Source organism: Mycobacterium sp. ZZG (assembly GCF_054786995.1).
In genome coordinates this window covers 20088-45942 of sequence record NZ_JBTBFV010000027.1, presented here as the reverse complement: position 1 = coordinate 45942, position 25855 = coordinate 20088, and the positions used below count along the sequence as shown (strand labels likewise).

The window sequence follows — 25855 nt, the reverse complement described above, 5'->3', positions numbered from 1 at the left end:
ACAACTTTCGAAGGAGAACCCACATGGAGGGTATGCGGTACGACCAGGCGAAGATGATGGACCACGTGGCCGCCCAGGCCGGCTTGGTCTCGCATCTGAACGGTCTTCAGGAGCAGGCACTGCAGGTTCTCGCCCAGACGCAAGACTTCTGGAGCGACAAGGGTGCCAACGCCTACGCCGAGGCTCAGCGTTCGATCACGCAGGCCTACCAGCAGGTCTTCGAGACCATCCAGCGGCACGGCGGCGCCCAGGGCGGCGCGGTGCAGAACACCGATATGGGTGACGCGGCGAACGCTGCCCGCTTCGTCGGCATCTGAGTAAGGACTGACCCATGGGAGCGCAGCTGTCGACCACCTCCGAAGGACTGTGGCTGACAGCTGCGCTCTCTGGCGTCACCAGACTTCCTGCGGCGCTGCGCGTGCGGCCCGTGGGCGACACCGAGGCTATGCTGGCCTCCCACCCCGGCCTGCAGGTACTGGAGGAGGCGGGGGTATGCCAGGGCCGGACACTGGACCCTGATGTGCAGGAATGGCTTTGGACACTGGGCCGCTGCGATATCGACGTGTCAATCAGGGTGTCCCGCCCGGACGAGAAGTCTGAGCGTCTCACCGGCCCCCCAGAAATCTTTACGCCGCCAGCGGATCCGCTCAAAGAGCCTCTTGCTGCCGCGGCAGCGCTACGCGCATGGCGCGCACACCAATCTGCCGATCGGACAGCGGTTCTGTGTCGCCGTGACGGTAAATGGGTTGTCGCAGCGCGCGTGTGGCGAACCGGTGAGGAACCGCTCGACGAAGTGACCATCAGCCCCCTCGACGGTGACACTACTGTTTTCGAGGCTGTGAACGACTTGCTCGGGGAGGAGATCCCGGCCGAGTTCGAGGGCGTCAACATCGAGGCCGAACAGCTGGAGTCAGTGCTGGGAAGCTGGCAGGCTGACCCGCAGGGTTACGACGTGATCGGCGAACTGCTGAAGCTAGGCCTGACGGCACGCCAGGCTCGCGTTATCGTCGCAGTGTCCGACACCGGGGCCGTGCGCGCGGCCATCGGCGCCACCCAATATTCAGTGGATGGGCCAGAGTTTGCCGCTACGGGCGCGATGGTTGTCGACTCCCTGATGGGCCGGGTCGTCATCTCCTCCAGCACCACCGACGACCAGCAGCGCTGGACAATGCTGTTTCCCGGCACCGCGACGCGGATCAATCGCGCGGTGAGCGACGTGCTGAAGGACCTGCCCAGCGGTGCTGGCTGGGACCAGCATCAAAGAAATCAGACATTTCACGCACACTGATGTGCCTAACGTCGTGGACGCCTGAAATGTGTGGTTGGTAGTCTTTCTGCGACGGTGATATTCACCGATTCGAGGAGCCTTCAGCGCTCCCCGGTGGAAATCGGCAGGAGGGCGGGGCTACATGACCGAGTCCAGAGATCAACAGTTCTTCGACGCACTGAACAACACGGGGCGCGGCGATGACGAAGACACGCGCGGGAGTGCACCAGGGGCCGCAAGCGCCGGCGACGAAACGCCGCCAGCAGCCCCCAGCTATCCGCAGCCACCATTTGCTGCAGAGGAACCCCAGGGCGACCCTGCCGGCGGCCGGCACCACATCGACCCACCCGGCGACAACGGCAGGGGATGGGGCCAACAGCCACCGACGACGGGCCAGACCCCGCCGGCGACCAACGCGCCGCGCAGTGATGCCGCAGCGCCCCCGCCGGGTTACCCCCCGGCGCCCTGGCCGCCTCAGTCGCTCGAAGGCCCCAACCAGAGCCTCGAAGCCAGTCCCATCCAGGGTGAGATGCATACTCCGGCAGCGAAATTCCCGACAGCGGGCGATGAGCCAACAGCTCAAGTGAACGCGACGCCCAGGCCGCCCGCCGCCGAAGGTCCGCAGCACCCCGACCAGGGGCCTGCGGTGCCGCCGTGGAGCCCACGCCCGGGTGGACAACCGTCAGCCTTCGGCAGTGACGTACCACGCCAGGAGGCAGAACCGCCGGGACGACCGGCTCCTCGGCCGGTCGCGCCGGAGGAAAGCACACAGTTTCTGTCTCGCGAAACGCTGCGAAACGCGTTGGGGTCCAACGCAACACCACCGCCTCCTCCCGGTTGGCCGGCTCAGGGCGGTGCCCCCCAGTCAGGCGGGGGACAGCGACCCACCCAGCCACCGCCGGGATGGTCGGCGCGGGCGCCGGAGTCGCCGCAAAGTGAACCCGTAGCGCCCAGCGGGCCGCGACCGCCCGAATGGGACTGGTCCCACAACACCGGGTCCGGGGGTGCTGAGCTGCGCAGCGAGCAGATTTCCGCTTCCGAACTCAACACTCCACGCAAGATCCCCTCGTCACGCGGATGGCGAAAGTGGCTCTACTACGGGACATTCAAGCTCATCAACACCGGCGAGTCACCGGATGAGCAGCTGCTGCGTAACCTCAACGCGACGGTCGCCGGCCACCTGCGCGGCACCTACTCCATCGTGGTGCTGGGCGGCAAGGGTGGCGTGGGCAAGACAACGACCACCGCGTCGATCGGGTCGACATTCGCCTCGCTGCGCAAGGACAAAGTGATCGCCATCGACGCCAACCCCGATCGCGCCTCGAACCTGGCCGATCGGATCGACCCCAAAGCCACGAACTCCTACAAGGACGTGCTGTCGGATCGAAACCTGAATGGTTACAGCGATATTCGCTCGCACGTCGGGATGAACGAGTCTGCCGGCCTCGATGTCCTAGGCAATCGATACCAAAGCGATCGTCAGCCACTGACTGCGCAGGTGTACACCGACACTCATGCGGTGCTGCAGCGCTTCTACAGCGTGTTGATCAGCGACTCCGGCACCGACGTCGACCACCAGGTCATCCCCGGCCTGATGAGCCGCGCCGACGCCTTGATCATGGTGGCTTCGACAGCGCCGGACGGCGCGAAAGGCGCTGCTGAGCTGATGGATTGGGCCTACGAGGCTGGTTATCACCGCCTACTGCAACGCACCGTCGTCGTCATCAACGATGTGCGGGGCGAGACAGGCAAGGCTCACCGCAAGTTGGTGGATTCACTGGTGGAGAAGTTCTCTCGCTGGGTCAGCCCGCAACGCGTCTTCGTCGTCCCGTTCGATCCGCATATCGCCTCTGCTGGGGTGATTGACATCAACGAGCTGCGCCCGGAGACACGGCGGCGCTACCTGGAAATCACCGCTCGGCTGGCCTCGGGCTTCAACAGCAGTGAGGACGGGAAGTGAACCCCGCCGAGCCGTCCACCCCGGCGCTGTGCCGGGTCGCGCTCCTGGTGGGTGAGGACTTCGAGATCGACTACTCCCTGCCCGCCGGGGTGGCGCTGATCGCGGTCACCGAAGACCTGGTGGCCCGCGTCAACGAGGTTCTGCGCGAACGGGGCCGCCCACTGCTCAATCCCGAGCAGAGCTACCGGTTGTGCCGCGCGGACGCACAACCGCTGGACCCGCAGAAGACGCTGGATGAGTGTGGGGTGCTCGACGGGGAGCAATTGTGGCTGCTGCCGGCGGCCTCGGCCGAGACCTACGAACCGGTGACGGAAATGGTCTCGACCGCCATCGCGCGGGCCGCCAATCAGCTGCTGGCCACCCTGACACCCGACATGGGCCGCAAGGTCGCCAGCTGGCTCACCGCAGGCGTTGTGGGGTGGGCATGCCTCATCCTGGTCAACTGGTGGTGGAGCATCGGCGGCACCGACGCCTCGTACGGCTGGATCGGCGCAGCCTCGGCTTGGACGATGCTGGTGGCGCTCGTCGCGGCAGCCCGCGGACTGTCCAAGGCAGACCCCAGCACTGTGGCCGGCCGTGAGCGCCGCGCAACCGGTCACGCACTGTCCTGGGTCGCGCTCATTCCCGCGGCGGCTGCCGCGGCCATGTCTCTTCCGGGCGCACCAGGCCTGTGGCACCTCGCCGCACCGCTTGTGGCGGTCATCGTCGGGGTCATCGTGCTCGCCACGATCTGGGGCCGCCATATCGTGGCGATCGCCGCGATTCTGACCGTCAGTGCGTTCGCCTTCGTTGCGGCGGTCGTCGCGGCCTCGACGTGGGAGGTCCGTCCAGAACGGGTCGCCGTCATCGCCATGATCGGCGTGGTTATCGCCGTGACGTGGGCGACCAGCACCGCCGTCGCCGCCTCCGGCGTGCCGACACCGCTGTTTCCGTCCGTGACCAATCGCGGCGTCTTCGAGCGGCTGCCCGGCCAGCCCTCCGACACCGTGTCGCCAGTCGGCCCGACCGGAGTGGCCACCGCGGAACAGGTCCGCGCATGGGTGATGCGCGGTAACAACACCTTGACCGGCATGATGATTGGGCTCGCCGTGGTGACCATCGTCGCCGCCCGCTACGCCGTGGTACCCGGCCAGCCCGGCGGATGGCGCTACACCGCCTTCGTGGGAGCGGTCTGTGTGATCCTGGTGCTTCGCTCACGCTCGTTCGTGGACCGCTATCAGTCCGTCACGTTGATGGTTGCCGGTATGGGGGCAGCGGCAGTGGCCATCGGCCGCTACGCCGCCAGCGATTCCACCAGCTTGAAGGTGGCCATGATTTGCGTCGCGGTCACCCTCGGCCTCGCCGTGCTGGGACTGCTCTCGGCGCTTGTGGTGCCCTTCCGCGAATACACCGCCCCGATGCGCCGGTTCGTGGAAATGATCGAGTACGTCTTGTTGCTCGCGCTGCTGCCCTGGGCACTGTGGCTGCTCAATCTGTATCCGGTAATCCGCAACGCAGTCAGGCACGGGATATGAGCCGCAAGCCTTTTGCCGACCGGGTGCGTACCGGTGCTGGACTGGTAGGCACGGTTGCGCTGCTCGCCGCCACCAGCATGGGAGCCAGCTGGGCGATCACCCCACCGGTGGTGCCGCCCGGCCCGCCACCGCCAGATCCCGCGCCAGCCCCAGACTGGCCGATGAAGCAGACGCGGGCGTGCACGCTGACCGGTGTCGTCCCCGGCAGCGATCTGCGCGAGCTGCCCCCGGCGCTGGCAATGCTGGATATGACCGCGGCGTGGCAAGAGTCGACCGGTGCCGGGGTCGTCGTCGCCGTCATCGATACCGGGGTGGCGCCCTCTCCGCGCCTGCCGCACCTGGTGGCAGGCGGGGATTACGTGTTGGCGCAGTACGGTGATGGGCTCTCAGATTGTGACGGACACGGGACTTTGGTCGCATCGTTGATCGGCGCAGCACCTTCGGGTGCCCCGCTGCCGGTGCGTCCGGCGGGCGCCCAGGTGGCACCGCCACCGCCCGCAGCCCCTGCGCCACAACCGATTCCACCGCCACCACCGCCGCCCACAATCACCGTTACCAAGACCACCACCGAGCCTCCGCCTCCGCCCCCGCCACCGCCGGCAGAACCTCCGCCGCCGCCGGGGCCGCCCGGGCCACCTCCGGCGTGGGGCCCCAGCGGCAGTGTCGCCCAGGCGCCGCAGCGTCCCCATCCACAGCTGCCGCCCCCGACTGGTGGCCCCGATGGCCTGGTCGGAATCGCCCCGGACTCAGTGATTTTGGCGATCCGACAGAGTTCGCAGAACTTCGGGCTGAAAGATCCCCGCATCGATCAGGACCAAGAACAGGTCCGCAGAACCGGCGACATCAACACGCTGGCGCGTGCGATCGTGCATGCCGCCAACCTCGGCGCACGAGTCATCAACATCTCGCTGGTGTCCTGCATCCCGGTAACCAAGCCCACCGACCAGGCAATCCTAGGCGCGGCACTGCGCTATGCAGCGGTCGACCGCGACGCGGTGATCGTCGCGGCCGCTGGCAACGCGGGCACCCAGGGATGCAGTCAGAATCCGCCACCACCGACCGGCGCATCCGGCTGGGATGAAGTGGTGACCATCGCCTCACCGGCCTGGTTCGACGACTACGTGTTGGCGGTGTCGGCCACCGACAACTTCGGCACACCGCTAATGGGCCAAGCTGCGTCGCTGCACGGGCCGTGGGTAGACCTCGCGGCGCCGGGGTCTGACATCGTGGGCTTGTCGACCTCAGGAAACGTCATCAACGCCTCGATCGACGAGGACAAGTTCAAACCCATCATCGGTTCCTCGTTCTCGGCGGCCTATGTCTCTGGAGTGGCAGCACTGGTGCGGGCCAAGTTCCCGCAGCTGCCCGCGGCCGAAGTCATTCACCGACTCACGGCCACCGCGCACGCACCTGCGGGCGGGCGCGACAACGTGATCGGCTACGGCGTGGTCGACCCGCTCGCTGCACTGACCTGGGACGTGCCGCCAGCTCCGGCCAAAGCACCGACACCCACCGAAGCGCCCTTGCACGTTCCGCCACCCCCACCGCCGCCGGATCCGCGACCGGCACGCATGCTGGCTGCCCAGATTGGGGCTGGCGTGGTGCTGGTTGGCGCGGTGCTGTGGGGGACAACTGTCTGGCGAAGGAAGCATCAACGATGAAGGAACGCACCTGGAGCGCGCGCGCCGATCTGCGCGCGGCATTGCCCACCGAAATTCTCGCCGTTGTCGGCACGGCCATCGCCATCGCCTTCGACGGGCCATGGTGGGCCGGTGCAGCCGGCGGCGCGGTCCTCGGCGCACTGCTGCTGATGGTGAAGGTGTCGCGGCTTACACCCTGGCAGTGGCTCACACGATCCATCGGACGGCTCCGCCATAAGGAACACCGTGTGGAAACCGGCGAGTACGTCGACGTCGACAGCGATGGGCAGCCCTTGGGCGTGCACGTCAATGAGCACACCCTGGTCACAATGGTCAACGTGTGGGGTCGGCCCTACATCCCCACGCTGCTGCGTCCGCAGGGTGCTGAGACCCCGAACACGTTGCCACTGAGCGTGATTGCTGAGCAGATGCAACGGTTTGGACTTGGTGTGGACGTCGACGTCATCGCTCAAGGCCGCCGCACCGCCAGTGACAACTATGGCCAGTTCTACGCCCAGCTCCTAGCCGACCGACCCGCAGCCGGACAGCGCAGCACCATGCTGATGATCCGCATGGACACCCGCGCTCCGGACACCACGGCCGGGCTGATGTGGCGCACCGATGCCGCTGGCGCCGTCGCCGCAGTCACCCGTCGCATCACACGTGCGTTGCGCCAAAGCGGTTGCCGCGCAGAACCAATGACGGCCGCCGACATGCGCCAGGCTGTTCTGGACATGCACGGCGGCAGCAAGGAAGACATCGAGAGCACCTTCCGCGAGGGCTGGAAGGACCTCACCCACCGCGGGGCCCACGTCACCAGCTACTACCTCAGCTCAGAGGACCTCACGGCCGAACGCCTCGATGACATGTGGGCAATCGCCTCAGAGCACACGCTGCTCGCACTGCACTTACGCCGCTCGAGCGAGGGGATCACCGTGTCGGCCACGGTGCGGTTCACCACGGCGCAGCCGCTGCTCACCCCGCCGGCGGTCATCCTCAACCGCTACACAGGTCGCCAGTGGTGGGCGCTGTCTGCTCTGCTGCCCGGCTCCGATCGGATCAACGGCATGCCAGCGCGAACGCTGACCTCCGATCTCGACGCAGCCGTGGCCATCGGCTCGTCGGGGGTCATGCTGGGCAAGGTCGACGATGCACTGCTACTCATGCCGCTGCGCGACCCGGCGGGGCCCACCCGCATCGTCATCGATTCCGACGACGATTTCGCTGTCCGGCAGCTCATTCGCCGCGCTTCGGCCAGCGGCGAGGTGGTGGCGGTCTATGACCCGCGTCGCCGGTGGGCCATGGCAGCAGCGTCGTCGCGGATCTGGAACACCACCGACCTACGCGCCCAGCCGCCGCGGCCGCCAACGGTGGTGGTGCACAACGGGTCAGCCAATCCCTACCCCGGCGCTCTCGTCAGCATCAGCGTCGGCGCTGGACCTCGGTCGGTTGAGCCCGACGTCCGGATCACCCAGCGCAACGGACGAATCCGCATCGAGACCGAACGGTTCACCGCCCGCCTAGACGCGGTGACCTTCCGCAACGAACAGACGTTCCTAAACTGATGGTGATGATGATGAAGGGTGGCGACCTGCCACGCGAGGGCCCTTCCTGGCCGCTGTGTGGGAAGCGTAGGAGCCCGTATCAACGAAACGCGAACAACTACAGGGAATTACACTATGTCGGACGGCAACAACGACCCGCAGGGACAGCCTCGTAAGGTAACCCAGACCATGCAACAAATGCGGCAACTGCCAACGCAGATCACTCAAGCACTCGACCGAGAACCTGTACAGATCGCCCAGCAGATGCGGCAACAGGCGACCCAGGTTGCCCAGCCACTTCTCCCTGACAAGCCAGAAGGTCGTCGAGCGTAGGTCAAGGTGAGACCGGTTGACCTGAGCCCGGATTAGGGCTGGATCCGGCGCAGCATGTTGGCTAAGAGGATCACCGCGTCGGCTGCGATGCCGGCCTCGACTCTCGACACCGTAGCGCGGCGGTGTTTGACCGCTTGGGCTAGTTCGATGGTGGCGCGGGCCAGCTTCCGAAGTTCGGCATTCTCCGCTCCCGCGAACTCAACTTCGACGTAGCGGTCCAACCTGGCCTTCGTACTTGCCACGGGAGGCTCGGCGTCGTCGCCGCGCTGGTGCTTCGAGTGGTCGTAGACGGTGGCCGACAGCGCTTCCAGGATGGCCACGCAATCGTTCCCCACGTTGGAGTAGTCCTGCTGTGTTGACGCCGATTCGAAGTGGCGGCGCAGCTCGGAGATCTCCTCGTCGACGCGCGGCCAGCCTGTGACTTTGCGGGGCGAGATGGCGGTAGCGAGAGTGGAGGCTATTGAGCCTGCCTCTCGCTCGTCGAGCAGCGTTTGAAGCGGCTCGAAGTACTTGTCGAGGATGTCTCGGCGGGCCTGCCAGCCGCCAGGTCCGCTCGCGCCCTCGGATCGCCAGTGCTTGTAGAAGGTCGCGAAGTCTCTGAACGGGGGATCGAACGTCGTGATGCCCAAGCGTTTCAACACGGCCTTGAGCGCTCGAAAGACCAACACCGACTCGTCTTGGGTGATATCGGCACCTCCGGTGCCGTGGCCCTCGAACTCCTCGTGAGCGAAGCGGGCCAGGGCCACCGCCACTTCGATGTCGGTGCGATCGGCGAGCGGACCCTGTGTGAGGGATTTCAACAGTTGCTCATCGAGCACCCGCTCAGTGCGCTCGTCGCCGCCCCACGGGTCAGGGCCGGGCACCGTGCGCTCCGTCCAGAAATCCCACGACTTCATGCCCGCCAGGGTATTCGTGCTGGACAGCCGAGCACGGCGACGCACGGATAGGTCAGCGCCCCGATGCGGAAACCGGGGAAGTACCTAGCCGCCCAGCAGCTCGCCGGGGACCGTCATCAGCGCGCCGGCGACGGCGACGAGGTACCAGCAGGTGCCCGCGCCGGCGAGAGACGTGGGGATCACGAGCCGGGTCCAGTTGACAGGTGCCGGTCGCCGGCGGGGGACGGGCAGGGCGTCCGACGAGCGGGTGCCCGTAGACGGGTCGGGATCAAGCAGCGTGGGCATTGACACGGGCGCTGGACCGAGAATCAGGGTGTCGTCAACGTCGCGCTGGGCCGGCGTCATAGGCCACCAGTCGCTGGAGCCGTCGATGGCCAACCAGCCTTCGAGGACTCCGTACGCGGCGGCGGAGGCGAAAATGGCGGGGATCTGGGCGAGCAGCCACGGGATCAGCAGCGTGCTGGCCAGCGAGGGGTTGGGGTCATACAGCAGCGGCAAGGGTGCGCCGCTGATGATGGCGGCCCAGAGCAGCGCCGCAATGGGGTACGCCTGCAGACGTTCCGGGATCAGCCCAATGATCAGGCTGTAGAGCATCCGGCCGGCCGGCCAGCCGATCGGCGCGGCCGCCGCGAGGAAGGCTACGACACCGGTTTCGAGGGCGCCGGTCGTGGTGGAGGACGTGCGGAAGATCAGCGGCGGGGTCACTTGATCGTCGTGTGGGTCGGGTCGGGCTCCCACTTTGGCGCGGCTACGGGCACGGATGCGTTTGCCGAGTAGCTCGGCGCGGCGCTTCTGGAACATCCAGATGCCGGCGCGGGCGGCGACCCAGGCGCGGCGTTCTTCGTCGAATACCTCAGCGGGCATGGCCGGACCCGAGCAGATCCTCAACGAGCTGCTCGGCGGTGTGCAGCTGGGTCCGAATGCTTTCCAGGACTGTGACCACGTGCTCATGCGCAGGGCATGCCGCGTCACTGGGCGCCGGAATCCGCGAAGTGGGGGCGCCGCCGCTCATCACGGTCTCGGCCGAGCCCGGCGCCCAGCCGAGCGCACGGTCGATGCGCTCCAGGGTGGATCGAGACAACCCCCGGTCCCCGGTGAGGGCTTTGTTCATCGTCGAGGGTGACGGCCCGCCGCGGGCGAACATCTGCGCGCGGCTGATGCCGAGTGCGCGTCGCCGCTCGGTGACGAAGTGGTGCAGCCGCTCGATGCCCTGTTCTGGTGCCTCCATGCGCTAACAGAATCATATTTCGCCCTTAGTCGTCCATGAGTGTGGACATATTTGCCCCTTAGTAGATACGGTGCGGTCACAGAGTTGAGCATGAGCCGATTCGAGGGAGGCTTGACGTGAAGATCGTGCTGATGGTGGCGGCTGGGGTGGCGGTCGGGCTGACCGTCGTCGTGGCCGTGCTGGTCCAGGTACTTGTCCAGCTAGCCCCGGTCCTGGCGGTAGTGGCGCTTGCCGCCTTGGTGCTGCATGTGCTCCGCCGGCGTGGGCGCAGCCGCGTCGCTCCCGCCGCGCAGTGGGCGCCGTACCCCGCGGTTCCCCCACAGCCAGCTCCTACCGCAGCGGCGCTACCGCGCGCTGAGATTGACCCCGCAGAGGAGCTGCATCTGCGGTGGGGGCCGCCCGAGACGGAGGACCTCGACGTCGCTCCGGCCGCCGTGACTCATGCAGCGGGGACGCACGTGCGGCGTGCTCGCGCAGGAAGCCGCCCGTCTCGCGCCGTCCGGGGCCGGCGGCCATGACGCGCGGTATCGACAACGACGAGTGGCTGAAGAACATCGGGGCGGTCACCGTTCACGATGACGATGACCGCGATGGAACCTTCGGCGTCGACAACGGTTCTCGATCGACGTCCCCCTCGGCCAACGAGGAAACGCAGGCCGACCCGGCCGACGACTTCGCGTCCGAGCGACAGTCCGCAGACTTCGACGGCGACGGCGACGGCGAGGAATCACCGCTGGGCTATGCCGAGGATGACTACAACTACGACGGCGACGGGCCCGTACTGCTGGGCTCACCCTTCGATGTCGGCGGGTCATTCGACGTCGGCGGGCCGGTGGTGGATCTAGACAGCACATCCTCTGACACCGCCGCCATTCCCTCCCAGGATCCGTCGCCGCGCCGATACACCCCGTGGGTCGTCGCCGCGCTCGGCGCTGCGGCCGTCCTGGGCACAATCATCACCCTCGTCGTCACCATGGCCAATTCGCCGAGCGCGGAGCCACCCAAGCCAGCATCCGCTCCGGTAGCGCCCCGTGTGGTTGAGGTGGCACCACCCAGCCCGCCCCCGAACACCGATGGGCCGCTGCCCTTTACGGCGTCCTCGGACTGCCCACCGGGATCGACGTCCGCGCAGTCGGTGGCCGACCCCAGCTCGACGACTCCGTGGGTCTGTGTGCGGTCGGTTGACGGTCAGGTCCTGGAGATCGACCTGGGACGCACCCTCGTCATCACCGCGGTGTCCATCGTGCCGGGCGCAGTCAACAAGACCGAGGTCAGCCCGGATCAACCGGATCCGTGGCTGCAGCATCGCGTGGTCACCCGTGTGCAGTGGCAGTTCAACGACACCGACCGCACGGTGAAGAACCAGAACACCGGCAATGTCCGTGGCGAAGCCGTGGAATCCATCCGCCCTGGCGTGCTGGCCTCGAAGATCACGCTGATCATCCAAGAAACCAGCCGCCCGCCCGCGATTGCACCAACCAACTCGCCGGCCGCACCGCCACCGAGCGCTGGTCCGTCGATCCTGGGCGACATTCTCGGCGGCAACCAGGGTGCCGCGCCGACACCAGTCCCCGTGTTCCCAGGCGGGTCGACGCCGCGGGATCCGGCTGACGGCACCTTCGCCGTGTCGAGCATCAAAATCATTGGGCACAAGGCGGTTTGACATGCAGCTGACCAACACCTGGCGGCGACGGCTCACCACGACCGGCCAGGGCAGCGCCAAAGTGATTGTGACGATTCTCGTGGTCTGCTCGGTCATCAGCGGAGCGTCCACGCTGTGGCGGTGGGTGTTCCCGCAAGACGAGACCCCGGTGGCAGTGACCGCGCGCTCGGTGGGCAACGAGACCGCCCTGGTGGAGAGTTACGCAATCGACTGCGTGACAGTGCTTCTGACGGCCAGCAGCAGTCGGGCCGGTGAGGTGGCGCGCTGCTTTCCCAACAGCACCGATATGTCGCTGCCTACGACCTCCCCGCTGATCGTTTCGGCGCAGGCCGCGTCAGCGACCTTCCTCGGCCAGACGACGCCTGGCGTCGCGACCTACGGCGTCATCGTTTCCGTGACCGAGCAGTCCTATACCAACGCCCCTCCGGTGCGCAGCTACTACCAGCTCCCGGTCAGCGTTTACAACGGCGCTGCGCCCCGGGCGATGGCCAAACCGGCACGCCGCGACCCGCCACCACCCGGGGTCGATGTGTCGCTCGACTATCCGGTGACTATTACCAACGATGCCGTTCTGGCGGCGGTGATCAGCGGCTTTGTCACGTGCTACCTCACCGACGCCAACGGGATCGAACGATTCGTCACCGTGGACTCGGGGCTGGGTCCGCTGCGCGCCTACTCCACCGCTGAGGTGACCTCGATCCGAGCGCAGAACCCGGTCCCGGAGGCTCCGACCGAGGGCGGCGAGCTGCGGGTCTGGGTGACGGTCAGCGCGCGAGCAGCCGACTACACCTCCACGCCACTGGAGTATCCGCTCACCCTGCGCGCCACCGGCGGCGCCTGGTCGGTTGCGGGCATTGACGTGGTTCCGGCGATCGACCCTGATGCCCCGCCTACTCCCGTCGCCGTGGGCACACGGTGAACATCCCTTCGTAGCTGCGGCACCCCGCCGCCAGCTCGGTCCATCCACCATCACACTGAAAGGGAACACCGATGGATATCGCTTCGAACACAACGGTTCTGGCAGCGCAGGGGATCGTGGGCATGTCCCAAGAGATCTTCTCGATCGTGGTCGTCGTCGGCGGTCTGGCCGCCATGGCGCTGGGCATCGCGGTCGGCCTGCGCAACGGCTTCAAGCAGGGAATCGGATCGGCCATCGGCGCCGTGGTCGGCGGCATCATCTTGTCGCTGATCATCGCCAACGTCGCCGGCTTCCAACAGTCAGGCAACCAGGAGCTGGAACAGCGCGGCATCGTCTCCGTCTACGGGCGATGACGCATCGAATGTCCGAGCTGGCCGCGTCGCTGCTTGGCTTCCTCGTCATCGCCGCGCTCATCTACGCCACCACCGGGCTCATCGACGACGCGAACAACCAACCCATCCTCATCAGCCACCACGAAGAGAGCTGACCATGCCCAACAACGAGGTACCCACTGGGGAGCCGGCGAAGGTCTTCACCGGCATCCGCGATGTCCCGATCTACGCCGGGGAGTCCTCGACCGGAAACCGCCTGCCTGGCGGCCCGTACCGCAGTGCCGAACTCATCGCGATCGGCATGATCATGCTGCCCGCTCTGTGGTGGTTCCGCACCCACGAAGGCGCCGGGTTCAGCGTCCTGGGCATCGCTGCCGTGGCAGCTGTCGTCGTGACCGTGATCCTGCGGATGGTGCTGCCCAAGCGGCGACCGTCGCTGGCCGCGCGCGCCAGCTTCGCCCTGGCGTCGATTCTCCCCAAGAACGGATGCGCCGCGCGCCCCGCCACCAGGAGCGGTCATGGCACGCAACGCTGATCCGCGCGTCGATCATCTCTTCGATCCGCCGCTGGCCGTGATCGGCAACCTGCGCTTCACCCGCGGCGGGGTGTATGCCGACTACCTCATCGACGGCCTGCCGCTCGTCCTGCGACCGCTGCGCACCCACGAACGGGGCAGCCGGTTCTACCGCAACCTGGCCCGCGCACTGCCCTCGGGCTGGTCACTGTCCGGACTGTTGGACACCACCGATCCAAATCGACTGATGCGCAACATCGTTGGAAACCACAGCCACCGACCAGGCTGGGTGGAGCACTGCCGACTGTGGGAGCCCACCTTCAACCCCGCCGCCGCACCCGCAGGCGCACCAGTGTTCCTGGAAGAGCGGCGCCGCGGCTGGCTGACTTTCCCCGTCGATAGCGGCAAAGGCGGTCGCACCGCAGCCGGAGCGGCCACGAAGGCAAAGGACTGGGTAGTCGGTCGCGACGTCGACTCGGACACCTCAGTCGCCGCCTATGCACGCCTTGCCGCCGAAGTGGTCGCCTCGCTGCCTCAACAGTTCAGCGTCCGACCGGCAAGCCCACTGCAGATCCTGTGGCAGCACCGACACAACGTCTTTCGCGGGACATTGCGCGACCCGATGCCGCCGGCCGGGGCCGGACCAGACCGGCTGACCGCTGCGGACTTCCTGCGCCCTGGCGTCGACGAGGGCGCCAACGCTGTGCGCTCCTCCTGGTGGCCGACGATGCGTCCCATCGTGCGCCTCTACGACGCCGACCACCCGGACGGGCCGTGGAGCTATCAGGCCCTGCTTCCGGTCACGCATTTCCCCGACACCGGTCTGCGGTTCACCAAGGCGGCGTACCTATATGCCCTCGATAACGTCGACACCGAAGCCGCTATCGACTGGATGCAGCACGTCACCGTGCGCAGCCCCGACCGCGCCGAAGCGCTCAACGCGCGCGCGGCCAAGAACATCAAAGACCAGATGCGCCAACGAGGCCGCATGATCGAGGAGGACGACGAACTCGACATCAAATTGGCCAACACGCGCGAGTACAACGCGCAGATCAAGGCCAACCCCAGCGAGCGGGAGCTGGACGTGGCCACCCTGATCGCGGTGGGTGCTCCGACCCTGGAGATGTGCGAGGACGCGGTGAAACAGGTCCGCCACGAACTCGACCAAGCCGAAATTGCGGTCAGTCGCTGGCGCGGCGCGCAATCCAAGCTGTGGTCGGCGTTCAATCCGGGCAGTGAGAAGCACGCACACCTCGACGAGTTCCGCGATCCGACCTCAGCGCACCTGTGGGGCCGGTTCACACCGCTGATCTCAACACGGGTGGGTGACTCCCGCGGAACTCCGCTGGCCGAGAATCAAAACACCCTGCGGCGCAGCCTGATTCTGCACGATCCGGAGGGATGCGCCCAACGCAGGAAGAACACCGGACTGATCATCATTGGCGACCCTGGAGCGGGGAAGTCCAATCGCGCAAAGCTCTCTGCGATCGAGGTGGTTCTGCGCGGCGGCAAGGTCGACATGTTCGACCCGGGCACTCATGGCGAGTGGGGCCAGGCGTTCCGCAACGTTACCCACACGACGACCATCGATCTGGGAGACTCCCGGTTCAGCCTCGACCCGCTGCGCATGTTCGCCTTCGAAGACGCCGGCGACGTCGCCGCCAATCACATCTTGCCGATGATCGGCGTCCCCGCCGACAGCGACATGGAGAACCGGTTCACCCTTCTGGTGAGTCCAGAATTACGCCACGCCAACGGAATTAAATCGATGCGCTCGCTGATTGGCTACTTGCGCGATCAGCCTGACTCCGCCAACGACATGCTGCTCGCCCGTCTGGAAGCCTGGGCCACCCAGCCGGCAGCGCGGCCGATCTTCGACGAGACGTTGCCGGCGTACTCACCGTCGCAGTCGCTGGCCACGATCTGGCTGACCAACCGGCTGGGCCTGCCCTCCGCAGACGACATCCTCAACCCGCACCTCTACGACAAGCTGCCCAAAAGGGCGCGTGCGGGGATGGCGATCTACGGCCTGATCATCGACACCGTGCAGCGTCACCAGTTTCTGCACCGCGAGCAGTTCTCCACGATGATCTTCGAAGAGGCGGCCGAACTGATGGCCTACCCCGCCAGCGCGCGCGCAGCGCACTACATCACTCGCCAGGGCCGCAAGCACGCCACCGGTATCTGGCTGATCTCCCAGGACTACCGGGACTTCGAGCGGATGGGCGACGAGTTCATCACCCAGAAGTGGCTGTTCGCGATTCGTAACGAGGAGCTGGCGACCAAGACGCTGGAGTGGGCAGGGGTCGATCCCGCGTTGTACCCCGAAGTGGTGCAGTCCTACTACGAGGACACCAGCCCGGCCGAGTCGGCCGACGACGAGGACAGCGACGACGAAGCATTCGGCAAGGTGCACCCCTCGCGGATGGGGGAGGGGTTCATCGTTGACGAGCGCGGCCGGCGGGCCCGCTGCCGCTTCCTGGGTGCTCCCACCACGCAGCTGGCCGCTGACCTGGACAGCACCCCGCCTCAAGAGGTTTTCGCATGACCTCCGGCGCGCTGACACTGTGGTTGGCTGACCACCCGCGCGCACGCCGCACCGTCGTGACGATGACGTTGACCTACACGCTGTCGTTCGTTGCCCTGCTGTGCGCGCCGAATGCTGTCGCCGCGGGCGGCTCGGCAGCCCTGGGCTGGACAGGACTGCGCGACAACGACGGTGTGCCGATCGCGTTCTACTTCTTGTCGATGGTGTCGGCGCGGGAGGCCGCGACCAACAACGGTCAAGACATCTCGATGGTCGATCCGAGCACCTGGATGCCGTGGATGGCCGCGGCGATGGAACGCGCGGTCGACAACGCGACGGCGGCATGGTGGCTGGGCATGATCGCTGGGACGTTCATCTTCATCATGGCCGCTGCGCTGTGGTTTCTGCGCTTCGCGCTCTCCACTGGCTGGCTGGTGGCCATCGCGACCTTCGGCCTGCCGCTGTACAACGCGGTCGCCTCGTTGGTTAGCTCAATGATGTTGGCCCCCATCGCGATTACGGTCTGTGTCACCGTGGCGGGCTATCACATCCTGCGTGGTCATCCCGGCCGGGGCTGGGCCATGCTGGGCACCGCCCTTGTCCTGACGGTATTGCTGGCCACGGTGTTCTCTGACCCCATCGGTGACCTGTACAGCGAGCACGGTCTGCTGGCGCTGGGGCGTGGCACCGGGCTGGAGATCGCCCAGGCCGCCACCGGGGCACCATTCGCGTCCGGTACCTCGCTGGACGCCAAGCTGGATGCCCTGATGGCCAACGTCGTGACGGCGGGCGTGCGCCATCCGCTGCAGGTCCTCAATTTCGGCATGGTCGTCGATGATGTCGGCGGCTGCCGGCAGGCGTGGAACTCGGCCATCACCAGCGCGGGAGGCGTTGATGGTCCCGGCCCGGCGCACGCCATGGCCAACTGCGGCGCTCCCCAGGCTCTGGCCTATGCGCAGCGTCTCGGGGGCTCGGACGCCACCATTGGTCTCCTGCTGGTCCTGGTCGCGATCGTGGTGGCCTTCTTTTACTTCTACGTCGGCCTGTCGGCGATGCTGGTCGGCATCAAGTCGCTGTACTTCGGCATCCTGGTCGGGCCGTCCTTCCTCATCGGCATGCTGGGTTTCGGACGGGCTCTGGCGTTCGCCAAGCACTGCGGCACAGAGCTTTTCATGCACGTGATCCAACTGATGGTGTTCGAGGTCTACCTCGCCGTTTCCGCAATCGGCATTACCTGGGTGCTGACCACGGACGCCTTCGGCGCGTCCACGGCGACAGCGATTCCTCGGGTGCTCATCATGGCCGTGGCCGCCGGCGTTCTCTGGCTGGGTTTCCGGTTCGTCGACCGCTCCTTCCACGCCGACAGCATGGGCACCATCGGCCGTCAGGTCACCGGCGCGTGGCATGCCGGCACCGGCGCCGTCCGCAACGAAGCGGGCTCGTACCGCGATAAGGCGCAGTCCGCGAGTGCGCGTCTAGGACGGGGCGGCGGTAAGGACACCGCTGGCGGCCAGGACGATGGCACCGGCTCCTCGTCAGCGCGGCGCACACCCGGCATGGAGTGGTTCAAGCCGCGCTCGTCGAGCACGGCGCGCACCGTTGTCACCGGTAGCGGAGCCGGGACCGGCAACGACGCGTCGCCGGCGAAGTCTGCTGTGAAATCGGCGGCCGCGACCGCCGCGGTGAGCGCGGTGAAGGTCGCCGCCCCCGAGGTGGCCGTCCCCGTCGCGGCCGCGGCCAAGGCGGCCGGTGTCGCCGGCACCGCCGGGCACGTGCTCAAGAGGGCGAAGAACACCAGCAACTCGGCATCCCCCGCCGCCCAGGGGGCGGGGGGTGAGGCTTCACCGGCCCCGCTGCGCCAGCCACGCCCGGACACCACAGGCGGCTCCCCGCCTGCCCGTGAACCCGCACAGGCGCCGACCCTGGCCAGTCGCAGCACGGCGCAGACACCCGGACGGCCCGCAGATGCGGGCTCTCAACCTCCGCGCGGCAACGGTGCCCCAGCAGGGACAATAGACATCGACGAGCGCCGCCAGAACGACACCGCGGCGCCTCGCGCCGCCCGACCGCCGCGACCACCCCGAGAGATTGGGTCATAGACGATGAGCACTGCGCGCGACTTCCTCGACGCCGGATTTGATGCTTTGGGCCTGCTCGGCAATCCAGCCGACCCCGCTACCGCGCGGGAGCGGTTCCGCCAGGCGGTCAGCATGGACCCCGGGATGTGCGACGCCTGGCTGGGGCTCATCGCCACCGGCGATCACTCCAGCCAGACACTGCGCCACGCCCACGAAACCAGCGCCACCGTGCACCGCGAGACGCGCCGCCTGGGTCTGCAGGACACTGCTCTGGAGGCCTCGGTGCCCTCGCCGGGCTTCATCGAGGTGTTCCCCTACACCGCGGCGACGATCACCCTGGCCTACATCGCGGCGCTGCTGAGCGAGAAGGACTACGACGCCGCCGAGAAGCTGCTGGAGTCCTACGACACCGCCCGCGAACCCACGCAGACGCCCATCTGGCGATGCCTGGGCACCACCTTGCACTACGTCACCCAGCGCTGGACCGACGTGCTGGACTGGGCCGACCGGCCAGTTGCCGGGACCCTGAGGGCCGTGGACGCCGCCACCGACCTGATGGCCGGGCTCGCTCACGTCAGTCTCGGCGAGTTCGATGCCGGCCTAGTCGTGCTCAAGGGCGTCCCCGCCGATCAAGTCAGCCCGCACGCCGCAGCCCTGGCGGCCCTCTACCGCGGCTTCGCGCTGCGTCTGTTGGGCCGGGAGGACGACGCCCGCGTCGAGTTTGGCAGGGCGAGCGTCGGCGGGCGCATTCTCCCCGAGGCCTCCTCAGCTCTGGCCGACCCCACCTTCGGACCCAGGACCACCACCGCGCAGGCCATCACTGCCCGGACCAGCCGCTGGGATCCGGAGTCCGGACCGACAACCGAGGAGCTGCGCCAAGCCGAGCAGGCTCAGGCTGCTGAAGCCGTCCTCGAGAAGGCCGAGCGGGACCTACAGTCCTTCATCGGCCTGGGCAAGGTGAAAGCCCACGTCTACAAGCTTAAGAACGTGCAGATTTACGACCGGGCGATGGCCGCGCGCGGCGAGGGAGTCGGGCAGCGCAACGCGCTGCACATGACCCTCGTCGGTCCCCCGGGAACGGCCAAGACTTCTATCGCGCGGGTAATGGGTGAGATGTATTTCGGCCTGGGCATCCTGGACTCTCCAGACTTCATCGAAGTCTCCCGTCCGGACCTCGTGGGCGGCGTCATCGGCGAAACCGAGGTCAAGACCCGCCAGTATTTGGAGAAGGCCAAGGGCCGCGTCTTGTTCGTCGATGAGGCCCCTGACCTGTACAAAGCCGACAACGAGCGTGATTTCGGGCGTATCGCACTCGACATCATCATGAAGTTCGCCGAGGACCACCGCGACGACACCATGATCGCCCTGGCCGGCTACGCCAACGGTATGAACCGGCTGCTCTCGGCCAACCCCGGTCTGCGCTCGCGGTTTCCCACCCAACTGGAGTTCAGCTCCTACAGCGCTGAGGAGTTGGGCCAGATCGCGGCGATGTTCGCCGAGAACTTCCGGGTACTGGTGCATCCCGGCGCGGCCGCCACCTTTGACCGGTACACGAGCTGGCTCACCGCAACCTCGACCAACAACCCCGAGAACCCGGCGGAAATGCTCGTCGACATCGCGGGCAACGGCCGCTACGTGCGCAACGTGGTGTCCGAGGCGGTGGAGAGGATGAAGGCGCGGATCGTTTCCGACCCGTCGATCGACTTGGCTACCGCTGACTCGGATCTGCTGCGGACCGTCGTGGAGGCCGATATGACCGACGCTCTGCGCGAGGTCCTCATCAGTGCAGGAATCCAGACCCGCGAGCAAGGGTAACCGTGGCACGCGATGCGGAAGTTGCCGCGCTGAGGGCCGTCGAGGACGCCTACCAACGGTGGACGGTCATTAGTGATCAGCTGCACCGGGAGGTCGGCGAAGCCGCCGAGCGTCACGCCGGCGCGCCGGTGGAGTCATTGCGCGCCGATTTCAACGCCCAGCTCGCCGTGACCCGCGCGGTGGCCGCTTTCGCCCGCACGTGCGCCCAGGCCGGGCCCGATGTCGACGGGCTGCCCGGCGCAGCCTTCGTCCAGGCGCTTCACCATGTGGGGAACCAACCTGGCCTCGATCAGGCCTTGGTGGAGCTGACCCACCAGTGGCAGTCCTGGCTGGCAGACATCGGCAGATGGATGCCGGAGACCGACAGCCCGCCACCGGCCCGGCCCACCTCGCCGGAACACAGCAGAGTCTTGGCCGCAGTGAACGATTGGTGGGGCTTCGCTGCCGATCGGCTGCATGAACAGCTTGTCGACTCGCTGACCGCCCAGGGGCACCGCGTCGCCGAATCGCTGACCACCGGCTCTGACGGCGAGCCGGCTCAGTCAGCACACGTGAGATTCGAGCCGGACCGGTCACGCGAGGCCTCCGGCGCGCCCAAACGCGGGGCGCGAGCGCGTTTGCACGCACTGTTCGGGCCTCACAGAAGGCGCTGAGGTCCACAGATGATTGGGAAGGCCGCACCGGACACGCCCCGCCTCACCGGCCGGGCCACCCCATCAGTAGGCGATGCTGTGTCTATGTTTGCGGTGGGCTCCCTGGTGGCGGGGTATCGGATTGAGCAGGTCCTGGCCACCGGTGCCACGGGAACGGTGTACGTGGCGAAGAATCCGACCTTGCCGCGGCGCGACGCGCTCAAGGTGCTCAGCGCCGACCTCTCCGGTGACGAGGCCTTCCGTGAGCGGTTCGTGCGCGAAGCCGATATTGCCTCGCTGCTGGACCACCCGAACATCGTGTCGATCCATAATCGCGGCGAAGCCGAGAACGGCCAGCTGTGGATCGCGATGCAGTACGTCGCCGGCACCGATGCGGAGGCAGCGCTGCAGGCCGGGACGATGACCGCTGCACGCGCTGTCCGCATCGCCGGTGAGGTCGCCAAGGCACTGGACTACGCCCACCAGCGCAACGTGGTTCATCACGACGTCAAACCGGGGAACGTGCTGCTCGCTCACGGGTCGCCCGACGATGAGCAGGTGCTGCTCAGTGATTTCGGGGTGGCGAGAGCAGCAGGTGGCCCAGACGATGGCAGCGACGACTCAACGCTGGCAGTGACATTGGCCTATGCCGCTCCTGAGGTCATCACCGGCGACGCGATCGACGGCCGAGCCGATATCTACTCACTGGCCTGCACGCTGTTCCGGCTGCTGACCGGCAAGCAGCCGTTTTACAACGCTGAGGGAACAACCGCTCTGGCGCTCGCGCACCTGCACCAGCCCCCGCCCCGGATCTCCGATCATCTGCCAGAGGCGACCCGCCAATTGGATGTGGTCATGGCCAGGGCGCTGGCCAAGAATCCGGCCGACCGTTTCACCTCGGCACGCGAGTTCGCCGCGGCCGCGGCGGCGGCCGCGGGCTCGCTCACCGAGCGCCCCGTGCTGCCGGTGGCCCGGCCCGCCTCACCATCGAATCGATTGCAGCCCAACAGACCTGAACTGGCGAGAAGCTTCGACGAAGCAATACGGGTGACGCCTACGCCACGCAAGCCTCGCGTGCAGCGTCCGCTGGTCATCCTGTGGTCAATCGTCGTCGTGGTAGTCACGATCGCCGCTGTGCTGTGGACGATTCTGATTTCGCGCTGGACGGGATCGGATGCGTCGGAGGCGGCGTCCCCAGCGACGTCGGACACGGCCACGTCATCAGCGACTGCCCCGGCGGCGGCGCTTGCTGAGCTGCTTCCGCCGGGTTATCCGCCCGGCAGGTGTACACCTGCGCCGACTGACGCGGACGTGACCGCGGCTATGTCGTGCGGCCCCAACACCGATCCTGGCGGCCCTACCACGTCGACCTACACGCTCAGCGGGGATGCCGCCGCTCTGCAAGCGTCTTTCACCGACACCGTGAATCGGTCCACTCCCCGGATTTGTCCGCCCAACATTCAGTCGCCGGGGCCATGGCGGCGCAACGACAGTCCCACGGTGGTGCGCGGCACGGTCTTCTGCGGGCTACAGGCCAACCAGCCTGTCGTGGTCTGGACCGAGGACGACGAACTGTTGCTCAGTGTTGTTCGAGCCGAGACGCCCGGGGCCACCCTAGAAGGGCTCTACGCCTGGTGGTCATCGCACTCTTAAACTGCTTATTTATAACGGACCTTGAGACTACGGATCTTGCCAGTCCCAGGTGATGAGTACATGTGTAAAGACGTCTGAAAATCGACGACTGGCTCGTCGCACATGAAACCAACCGCACTGGCGGTGCATACCGTCTCGTTGGTTGCCCGGTCGGCCATCTCGTTTCGCTAGATGTGGTATGTCTAACCACTCCGACCGCATCGCTTGCGGTTAGTCGAGGGGGACGTGTTGAGGTCAGAGATTCGCGACAGCACGATTCAGAACTTGTCAGAGCGCGTGCGCAAGCGGAACTACACGAAGTACCTGACGGGCATGCGTCTGGTGAAATTGCGAGGATTCACCGATGTCGAGGTCCGCTTCGACTTTCCTGTCACCGCGCTCATCGGCCCCAACGGAGCGGGGAAGACCACCATCCTCGGAGCAGCGGGGCTGATCTACGACTCGGTGCCGCCTCGGCGATTCTTCGCCAAGAGCGGCACCTACGACGGCTCGATGCGTGGCTGGAAGATCGAGTACGAACTCATCGACAAGGGTCGGCAGGGTTCACCTTCCATCAATCGAACCGCAAGCTATCTACAGGCCAAATGGAACCGCGATGCCGTCAACCGAGTCGTCGTGATCTCGGGTATCGGCCGCACCCTCCCCGCGAGTGAGCGGAAAGATACCTACCGGTTCATCAAGGGTGACTTCGAGGGCGCCCGCGAAGTCACCTTCTCCATGGACGTCGTAGCCGCGGTGGAGAACATCCTCGGTAAGGCCGCAGCTAACTACCTCCAAGTTGACGCGGATGTCGAGGGTAAGAACTCGATTTATGCCGTCCGCGGCACCAATGCAGACGAGGATAGCTACAGCGAGTTCCACTTCGGCGCGGGCGAGGCAAGCATCATCCGCATCGTCTCGCGTATCGAAGAAGCCCCGGATGACTCATTGCTGCTCATTGAAGAGATCGAGAACGGCCTGCATCCCGTCGCGACTCGCCGCCTTGTCGAGTACCTAATTGACGTGGCGCGACGGAAGTCATGTCAGGTCATCTTCACCACCCACTCCAATGACGCCCTAGCGCCGCTGCCAACCGAGGCCGTGTGGTCCACCTACCGAGGCCGAGTAACCCAGGGCAAGCTCGACATCGCCGCGCTCCGCACATTGACCGGCCAGGTAGAGGCACAGTTGGCGGTGTTCACCGAAGACGGCTTTACAGCGATGCTCGCTGAGGTCACACTCCGGGCCTATTGCCAAGCCAACAACTACGAACTCGCCGGCATCGAGATTCACAGTCTCGGCGGCGCGGCCCCGGCCCGCGATCACACGCGCTTTCACAACGAGAACCCGGTGCGGCGGTTTCGCGCAGTCGCCTTGCTTGACGGAGATAAGCGAGACCAAGACGGATACGAAGCCCGCGAAATCACGGACCCAGCAGACACAGATGATGCACCAGAGGCCGGCCGTTCCGACATCACGTATGGTCCGGGAGACGGACACCCCGAGGCAGCGGTTTTCGAGGACATTCACGACAGCCTCGACACCGTTGGCAACCTTCTCGGCAAGCTCACCATTGCACTGCAGCTCGACACCCCGATGCAGTCGAGAGTACGTGCCTCGATCGAAGAACGGCGGCGCACAAACCGCGACATTCACATCATCTTCGCGCAGATCGGAGAAGACCTGGACTTCCTCTCTGAATCCCTAGTCCAACGCGCCTTTCTTAGCACCTGGGCCAACACCTTTCCAGAGAAGGTGGCCGCGATCTGGAGCCCTTGCAGCGAACTCTTCAGCCGCAAGTCTGAGTAACCGCGACGGTTCCGCACCGGCGCTCGTTCAACTGGGCAGAATCCTCACTTGAACGCGACCCGTGTCTCCTACCTACGCCGACGCCTTTGACGTCCGCTGGCGCCGCCTGCGAGTCTCAATCGCTCCGTCGTAGATTTCGAGGAAGACACTCCAGTCGGGGATCTGGACTCGCCGCCCGGCGGTGCCGCGCAGCAGCAGCTGGGCCTCTTCGAGACTCTGGGGGAGTAACTCCTGCCAGTCGATGATCGAGCCCAGTTGTGAGGACTGTGAACGACTTCCGCCGTTGGGCTCATACGACTCAGTTCGCCGCGTCCCCAGGCCCTGCCAGTGTGAGGCCTGTTCGAGCAGATGGCGTTCGTGGGCGCCGTACATCACCACGGTGCCCGGGAAGATGTCGCGCAGCGCATCGGCGTACTTCGGGCCAAACACAACGTCGAAGTGGCTGGAGGCCTGCACGGTGGCCATGATGTTGACGCCCAAACCGGCGGACTCACCGACGTAGTTGAGTAACGCCGGCAGCGGGCAGGAGTTGCACACTTCGTCGAGTTCGAGCAGCAGCCGGTGTTCAAGCTGGTGCTGGGCCGTGCGCTTGCGGAAGTGACGGATGATCGAGTCGATAAGTGCCACGGCTGCGCCAGCGACGGTGCCGGTGTTGGGGGCGATGACAAACAAGCTCGCGTCAGGGTCATCCAGCATCGAGACATCGAACGATTCGATGCTGAGTTCGTCGACACCGCTAAGGCGGTCCAGATGCTCGGTGGTGCTCAGCCCGAGACGCACCCACGGCGTCACCGCCTTGGACACGGTGATCGCCACACTGTCCCGCATGCGGCTGTTGAAGGTCAGCACGCGCTGCATCGGGTCGGACAGCATCGGGTGCGGGCACAGCGCGGCGGCGGTCATCCACGATGGAGTGGCGTGCAGCGACAACTGTGTGGTGGCACCGCCTTCTTCGTCGTCCTCGATGCCGAGGTTCTCGACGGCTTCGAGCACCCAGGGCATGCCCTGGCTGTTGCCCTGCGGGCTGGCCGCATAGAGCAGGCAGGCCAAGGGGCGGCTGGCAGTGGACTCCCACAGTCCGCCGGCGGCTACCGTTTGTCCGCTTGACGCACCGCCGAACCCCACACCGGAGGTCGCGAGCATGGTTTCCGCGACGGTCAGCGCTTCATCGGCGGACGTGATGGACATGGTGGGGTCACTGACCATGGAACGCACGCCATCGGGCCAGACGAGGGTCTTTTCCGGCCGCAAGTCGATGACGCCGGTGGGCCCCAGACCGCGGCGCATCAACACCAGCTCGGCGAGGTCCTCCTTACTGGAGACGGCGACGAGCGGGCCGGGGTGCAGCACCGCGGCCGGGGCCAGCAGGCGCCGTGTCTTACCGGTTCGAGTGGGTGCGCTGATCGCCAGATGTGGAGCGCCCTGAACCTTTTCGTACTGCTCGTTGTCGTTGACGACAAGTCCGCAGTAGGGGCTGTACGGCTCGGGGTGCTTGCTCATGCGGTTCATCGTCGCGGGGATCGTGCGCGCCAGTCCACCACCAGAGCCGGAT

Annotated in this window: 21 protein-coding genes; 17 read left to right on the top strand and 4 right to left on the bottom strand. The window is 66.4% G+C overall.

Translation table 11 applies throughout. The features are described 5' to 3' along the window. Nucleotides 1-23: 23 nt before the first annotated feature. The 6 genes from ACXMYJ_RS16295 to eccE all read left to right on the top strand — a co-directional run bounded on the left by ACXMYJ_RS16295 (nt 24) and on the right by eccE (nt 7946). A complete protein-coding gene (locus ACXMYJ_RS16295) occupies nt 24-317 on the top strand; it encodes a hypothetical protein (RefSeq protein ID WP_094295048.1) in 294 nt (97 codons plus the stop codon). A gap of 14 nt (nt 318-331) precedes the next feature. Beyond that, entirely contained in the window at nt 332-1288 is a 957-nt protein-coding gene (locus ACXMYJ_RS16290) for an ESX secretion-associated protein EspG (protein ID WP_460357642.1), read from the top strand. Between the two features lie 1183 nt (nt 1289-2471). Beyond that, complete coding sequence (locus tag ACXMYJ_RS16285) at nt 2472-3227, top strand: MinD/ParA family ATP-binding protein (protein WP_460357639.1); 756 nt, start codon at nt 2472-2474, stop codon at nt 3225-3227. Beyond that, a complete protein-coding gene (eccD, locus tag ACXMYJ_RS16280; RefSeq protein ID WP_460357635.1) occupies nt 3224-4741 on the top strand; it encodes a type VII secretion integral membrane protein EccD in 1518 nt (505 codons plus the stop codon). Before ACXMYJ_RS16285 ends, eccD begins: the two co-directional genes overlap by 4 nt. Beyond that, complete coding sequence (gene mycP / locus ACXMYJ_RS16275; protein WP_419125616.1) at nt 4738-6402, top strand: type VII secretion-associated serine protease mycosin; 1665 nt, start codon at nt 4738-4740, stop codon at nt 6400-6402. Before eccD ends, mycP begins: the two co-directional genes overlap by 4 nt. Continuing rightward, nucleotides 6399-7946 carry a type VII secretion protein EccE gene (gene eccE / locus ACXMYJ_RS16270; RefSeq protein WP_094295603.1) on the top strand — a complete coding sequence of 516 codons (1548 nt, stop codon included), beginning with the start codon at nt 6399-6401 and terminating at the stop codon, nt 7944-7946. The genes mycP and eccE overlap by 4 nt, the downstream gene beginning before the upstream one ends. Nucleotides 7947-8290: 344 nt before the next feature. On the opposite strand, the gene ACXMYJ_RS16265 is transcribed toward eccE, so the two are convergent. The 3 genes from ACXMYJ_RS16265 to ACXMYJ_RS16255 all read right to left on the bottom strand — a co-directional run bounded on the left by ACXMYJ_RS16265 (nt 8291) and on the right by ACXMYJ_RS16255 (nt 10382). Further along, nucleotides 8291-9154, bottom strand: coding sequence for a hypothetical protein (locus ACXMYJ_RS16265; RefSeq protein ID WP_460357632.1), 864 nt, complete (start codon nt 9152-9154; stop codon nt 8291-8293). Nucleotides 9155-9238: 84 nt separating this feature from the next. After that, on the bottom strand, nt 9239-10018 hold the full coding sequence (locus tag ACXMYJ_RS16260; protein ID WP_460357630.1) for a hypothetical protein: 780 nt from the start codon (nt 10016-10018) through the stop codon (nt 9239-9241). After that, nucleotides 10008-10382: a helix-turn-helix domain-containing protein gene (locus tag ACXMYJ_RS16255; RefSeq protein WP_094295600.1), complete on the bottom strand. Its 375-nt coding sequence runs from the start codon at nt 10380-10382 to the stop codon at nt 10008-10010. Before ACXMYJ_RS16255 ends, ACXMYJ_RS16260 begins: the two co-directional genes overlap by 11 nt. Before the next feature lie 514 nt (nt 10383-10896). Here ACXMYJ_RS16255 and ACXMYJ_RS16250 point away from each other — a divergent pair. The 11 genes from ACXMYJ_RS16250 to ACXMYJ_RS16200 all read left to right on the top strand — a co-directional run bounded on the left by ACXMYJ_RS16250 (nt 10897) and on the right by ACXMYJ_RS16200 (nt 24303). Continuing rightward, entirely contained in the window at nt 10897-12045 is a 1149-nt protein-coding gene (locus ACXMYJ_RS16250; RefSeq protein ID WP_460357627.1) for a hypothetical protein, read from the top strand. Nucleotide 12046: 1 nt separating this feature from the next. After that, nucleotides 12047-12964 carry a conjugal transfer protein gene (locus tag ACXMYJ_RS16245; RefSeq protein ID WP_460357624.1) on the top strand — a complete coding sequence of 306 codons (918 nt, stop codon included), beginning with the start codon at nt 12047-12049 and terminating at the stop codon, nt 12962-12964. A 71-nt stretch (nt 12965-13035) separates the two neighbouring features. Then, nucleotides 13036-13317 carry a hypothetical protein gene (locus ACXMYJ_RS16240; protein ID WP_094295596.1) on the top strand — a complete coding sequence of 94 codons (282 nt, stop codon included), beginning with the start codon at nt 13036-13038 and terminating at the stop codon, nt 13315-13317. Then, complete coding sequence (locus tag ACXMYJ_RS16235; RefSeq protein ID WP_460357621.1) at nt 13314-13451, top strand: hypothetical protein; 138 nt, start codon at nt 13314-13316, stop codon at nt 13449-13451. Before ACXMYJ_RS16240 ends, ACXMYJ_RS16235 begins: the two co-directional genes overlap by 4 nt. 2 nt (nt 13452-13453) lie before the next feature. Next, on the top strand, nt 13454-13831 hold the full coding sequence (locus ACXMYJ_RS16230) for a hypothetical protein (RefSeq protein ID WP_094295595.1): 378 nt from the start codon (nt 13454-13456) through the stop codon (nt 13829-13831). Next, a complete protein-coding gene (locus ACXMYJ_RS16225; RefSeq protein ID WP_460357618.1) occupies nt 13815-16358 on the top strand; it encodes an ATP-binding protein in 2544 nt (847 codons plus the stop codon). Before ACXMYJ_RS16230 ends, ACXMYJ_RS16225 begins: the two co-directional genes overlap by 17 nt. After that, nucleotides 16355-18436: a hypothetical protein gene (locus ACXMYJ_RS16220; protein WP_460357615.1), complete on the top strand. Its 2082-nt coding sequence runs from the start codon at nt 16355-16357 to the stop codon at nt 18434-18436. Before ACXMYJ_RS16225 ends, ACXMYJ_RS16220 begins: the two co-directional genes overlap by 4 nt. A gap of 3 nt (nt 18437-18439) precedes the next feature. Beyond that, on the top strand, nt 18440-20230 hold the full coding sequence (locus ACXMYJ_RS16215; RefSeq protein ID WP_460357613.1) for an AAA family ATPase: 1791 nt from the start codon (nt 18440-18442) through the stop codon (nt 20228-20230). 2 nt (nt 20231-20232) lie between these two features. Next, nucleotides 20233-20883, top strand: a complete 651-nt coding sequence (locus ACXMYJ_RS16210) for a hypothetical protein (RefSeq protein WP_460357611.1) — start codon at nt 20233-20235, stop codon at nt 20881-20883. Between the two features lie 84 nt (nt 20884-20967). Continuing rightward, on the top strand, nt 20968-22515 hold the full coding sequence (locus tag ACXMYJ_RS16205; RefSeq protein ID WP_460357609.1) for a serine/threonine-protein kinase: 1548 nt from the start codon (nt 20968-20970) through the stop codon (nt 22513-22515). A gap of 264 nt (nt 22516-22779) precedes the next feature. Then, a complete protein-coding gene (locus tag ACXMYJ_RS16200) occupies nt 22780-24303 on the top strand; it encodes an ATP-dependent nuclease (RefSeq protein ID WP_460357606.1) in 1524 nt (507 codons plus the stop codon). Between the two features lie 72 nt (nt 24304-24375). Here ACXMYJ_RS16200 and ACXMYJ_RS16195 read toward each other — a convergent pair whose 3' ends face one another. After that, nucleotides 24376-25803, bottom strand: a complete 1428-nt coding sequence (locus ACXMYJ_RS16195) for a type IV secretory system conjugative DNA transfer family protein (protein WP_460357603.1) — start codon at nt 25801-25803, stop codon at nt 24376-24378. Between the last annotated feature and the right edge of the window lie 52 nt (nt 25804-25855).

What these genes read in the sequence shown, in the direction of transcription:
- ACXMYJ_RS16265 (WP_460357632.1), bottom strand. Translation starts at nt 9,154, where the DNA reads ATGAAGTCGTGGGATTTCTGGACGGAGCGCACGGTGCCCGGCCCTGAC.
- ACXMYJ_RS16260 (WP_460357630.1), bottom strand. Translation starts at nt 10,018, where the DNA reads ATGCCCGCTGAGGTATTCGACGAAGAACGCCGCGCCTGGGTCGCCGCC.
- ACXMYJ_RS16290 (WP_460357642.1), top strand. Translation starts at nt 332, where the DNA reads ATGGGAGCGCAGCTGTCGACCACCTCCGAAGGACTGTGGCTGACAGCT.
- mycP (WP_419125616.1), top strand. Translation starts at nt 4,738, where the DNA reads ATGAGCCGCAAGCCTTTTGCCGACCGGGTGCGTACCGGTGCTGGACTG.
- ACXMYJ_RS16205 (WP_460357609.1), top strand. Translation starts at nt 20,968, where the DNA reads ATGTTTGCGGTGGGCTCCCTGGTGGCGGGGTATCGGATTGAGCAGGTC.
- ACXMYJ_RS16245 (WP_460357624.1), top strand. Translation starts at nt 12,047, where the DNA reads ATGCAGCTGACCAACACCTGGCGGCGACGGCTCACCACGACCGGCCAG.
- ACXMYJ_RS16225 (WP_460357618.1), top strand. Translation starts at nt 13,815, where the DNA reads ATGGCACGCAACGCTGATCCGCGCGTCGATCATCTCTTCGATCCGCCG.
- ACXMYJ_RS16235 (WP_460357621.1), top strand. Translation starts at nt 13,314, where the DNA reads ATGACGCATCGAATGTCCGAGCTGGCCGCGTCGCTGCTTGGCTTCCTC.
- ACXMYJ_RS16240 (WP_094295596.1), top strand. Translation starts at nt 13,036, where the DNA reads ATGGATATCGCTTCGAACACAACGGTTCTGGCAGCGCAGGGGATCGTG.
- eccE (WP_094295603.1), top strand. Translation starts at nt 6,399, where the DNA reads ATGAAGGAACGCACCTGGAGCGCGCGCGCCGATCTGCGCGCGGCATTG.
- ACXMYJ_RS16215 (WP_460357613.1), top strand. Translation starts at nt 18,440, where the DNA reads ATGAGCACTGCGCGCGACTTCCTCGACGCCGGATTTGATGCTTTGGGC.
- ACXMYJ_RS16250 (WP_460357627.1), top strand. Translation starts at nt 10,897, where the DNA reads ATGACGCGCGGTATCGACAACGACGAGTGGCTGAAGAACATCGGGGCG.
- ACXMYJ_RS16255 (WP_094295600.1), bottom strand. Translation starts at nt 10,382, where the DNA reads ATGGAGGCACCAGAACAGGGCATCGAGCGGCTGCACCACTTCGTCACC.
- ACXMYJ_RS16195 (WP_460357603.1), bottom strand. Translation starts at nt 25,803, where the DNA reads ATGAGCAAGCACCCCGAGCCGTACAGCCCCTACTGCGGACTTGTCGTC.
- ACXMYJ_RS16230 (WP_094295595.1), top strand. Translation starts at nt 13,454, where the DNA reads ATGCCCAACAACGAGGTACCCACTGGGGAGCCGGCGAAGGTCTTCACC.
- ACXMYJ_RS16220 (WP_460357615.1), top strand. Translation starts at nt 16,355, where the DNA reads ATGACCTCCGGCGCGCTGACACTGTGGTTGGCTGACCACCCGCGCGCA.
- ACXMYJ_RS16295 (WP_094295048.1), top strand. Translation starts at nt 24, where the DNA reads ATGGAGGGTATGCGGTACGACCAGGCGAAGATGATGGACCACGTGGCC.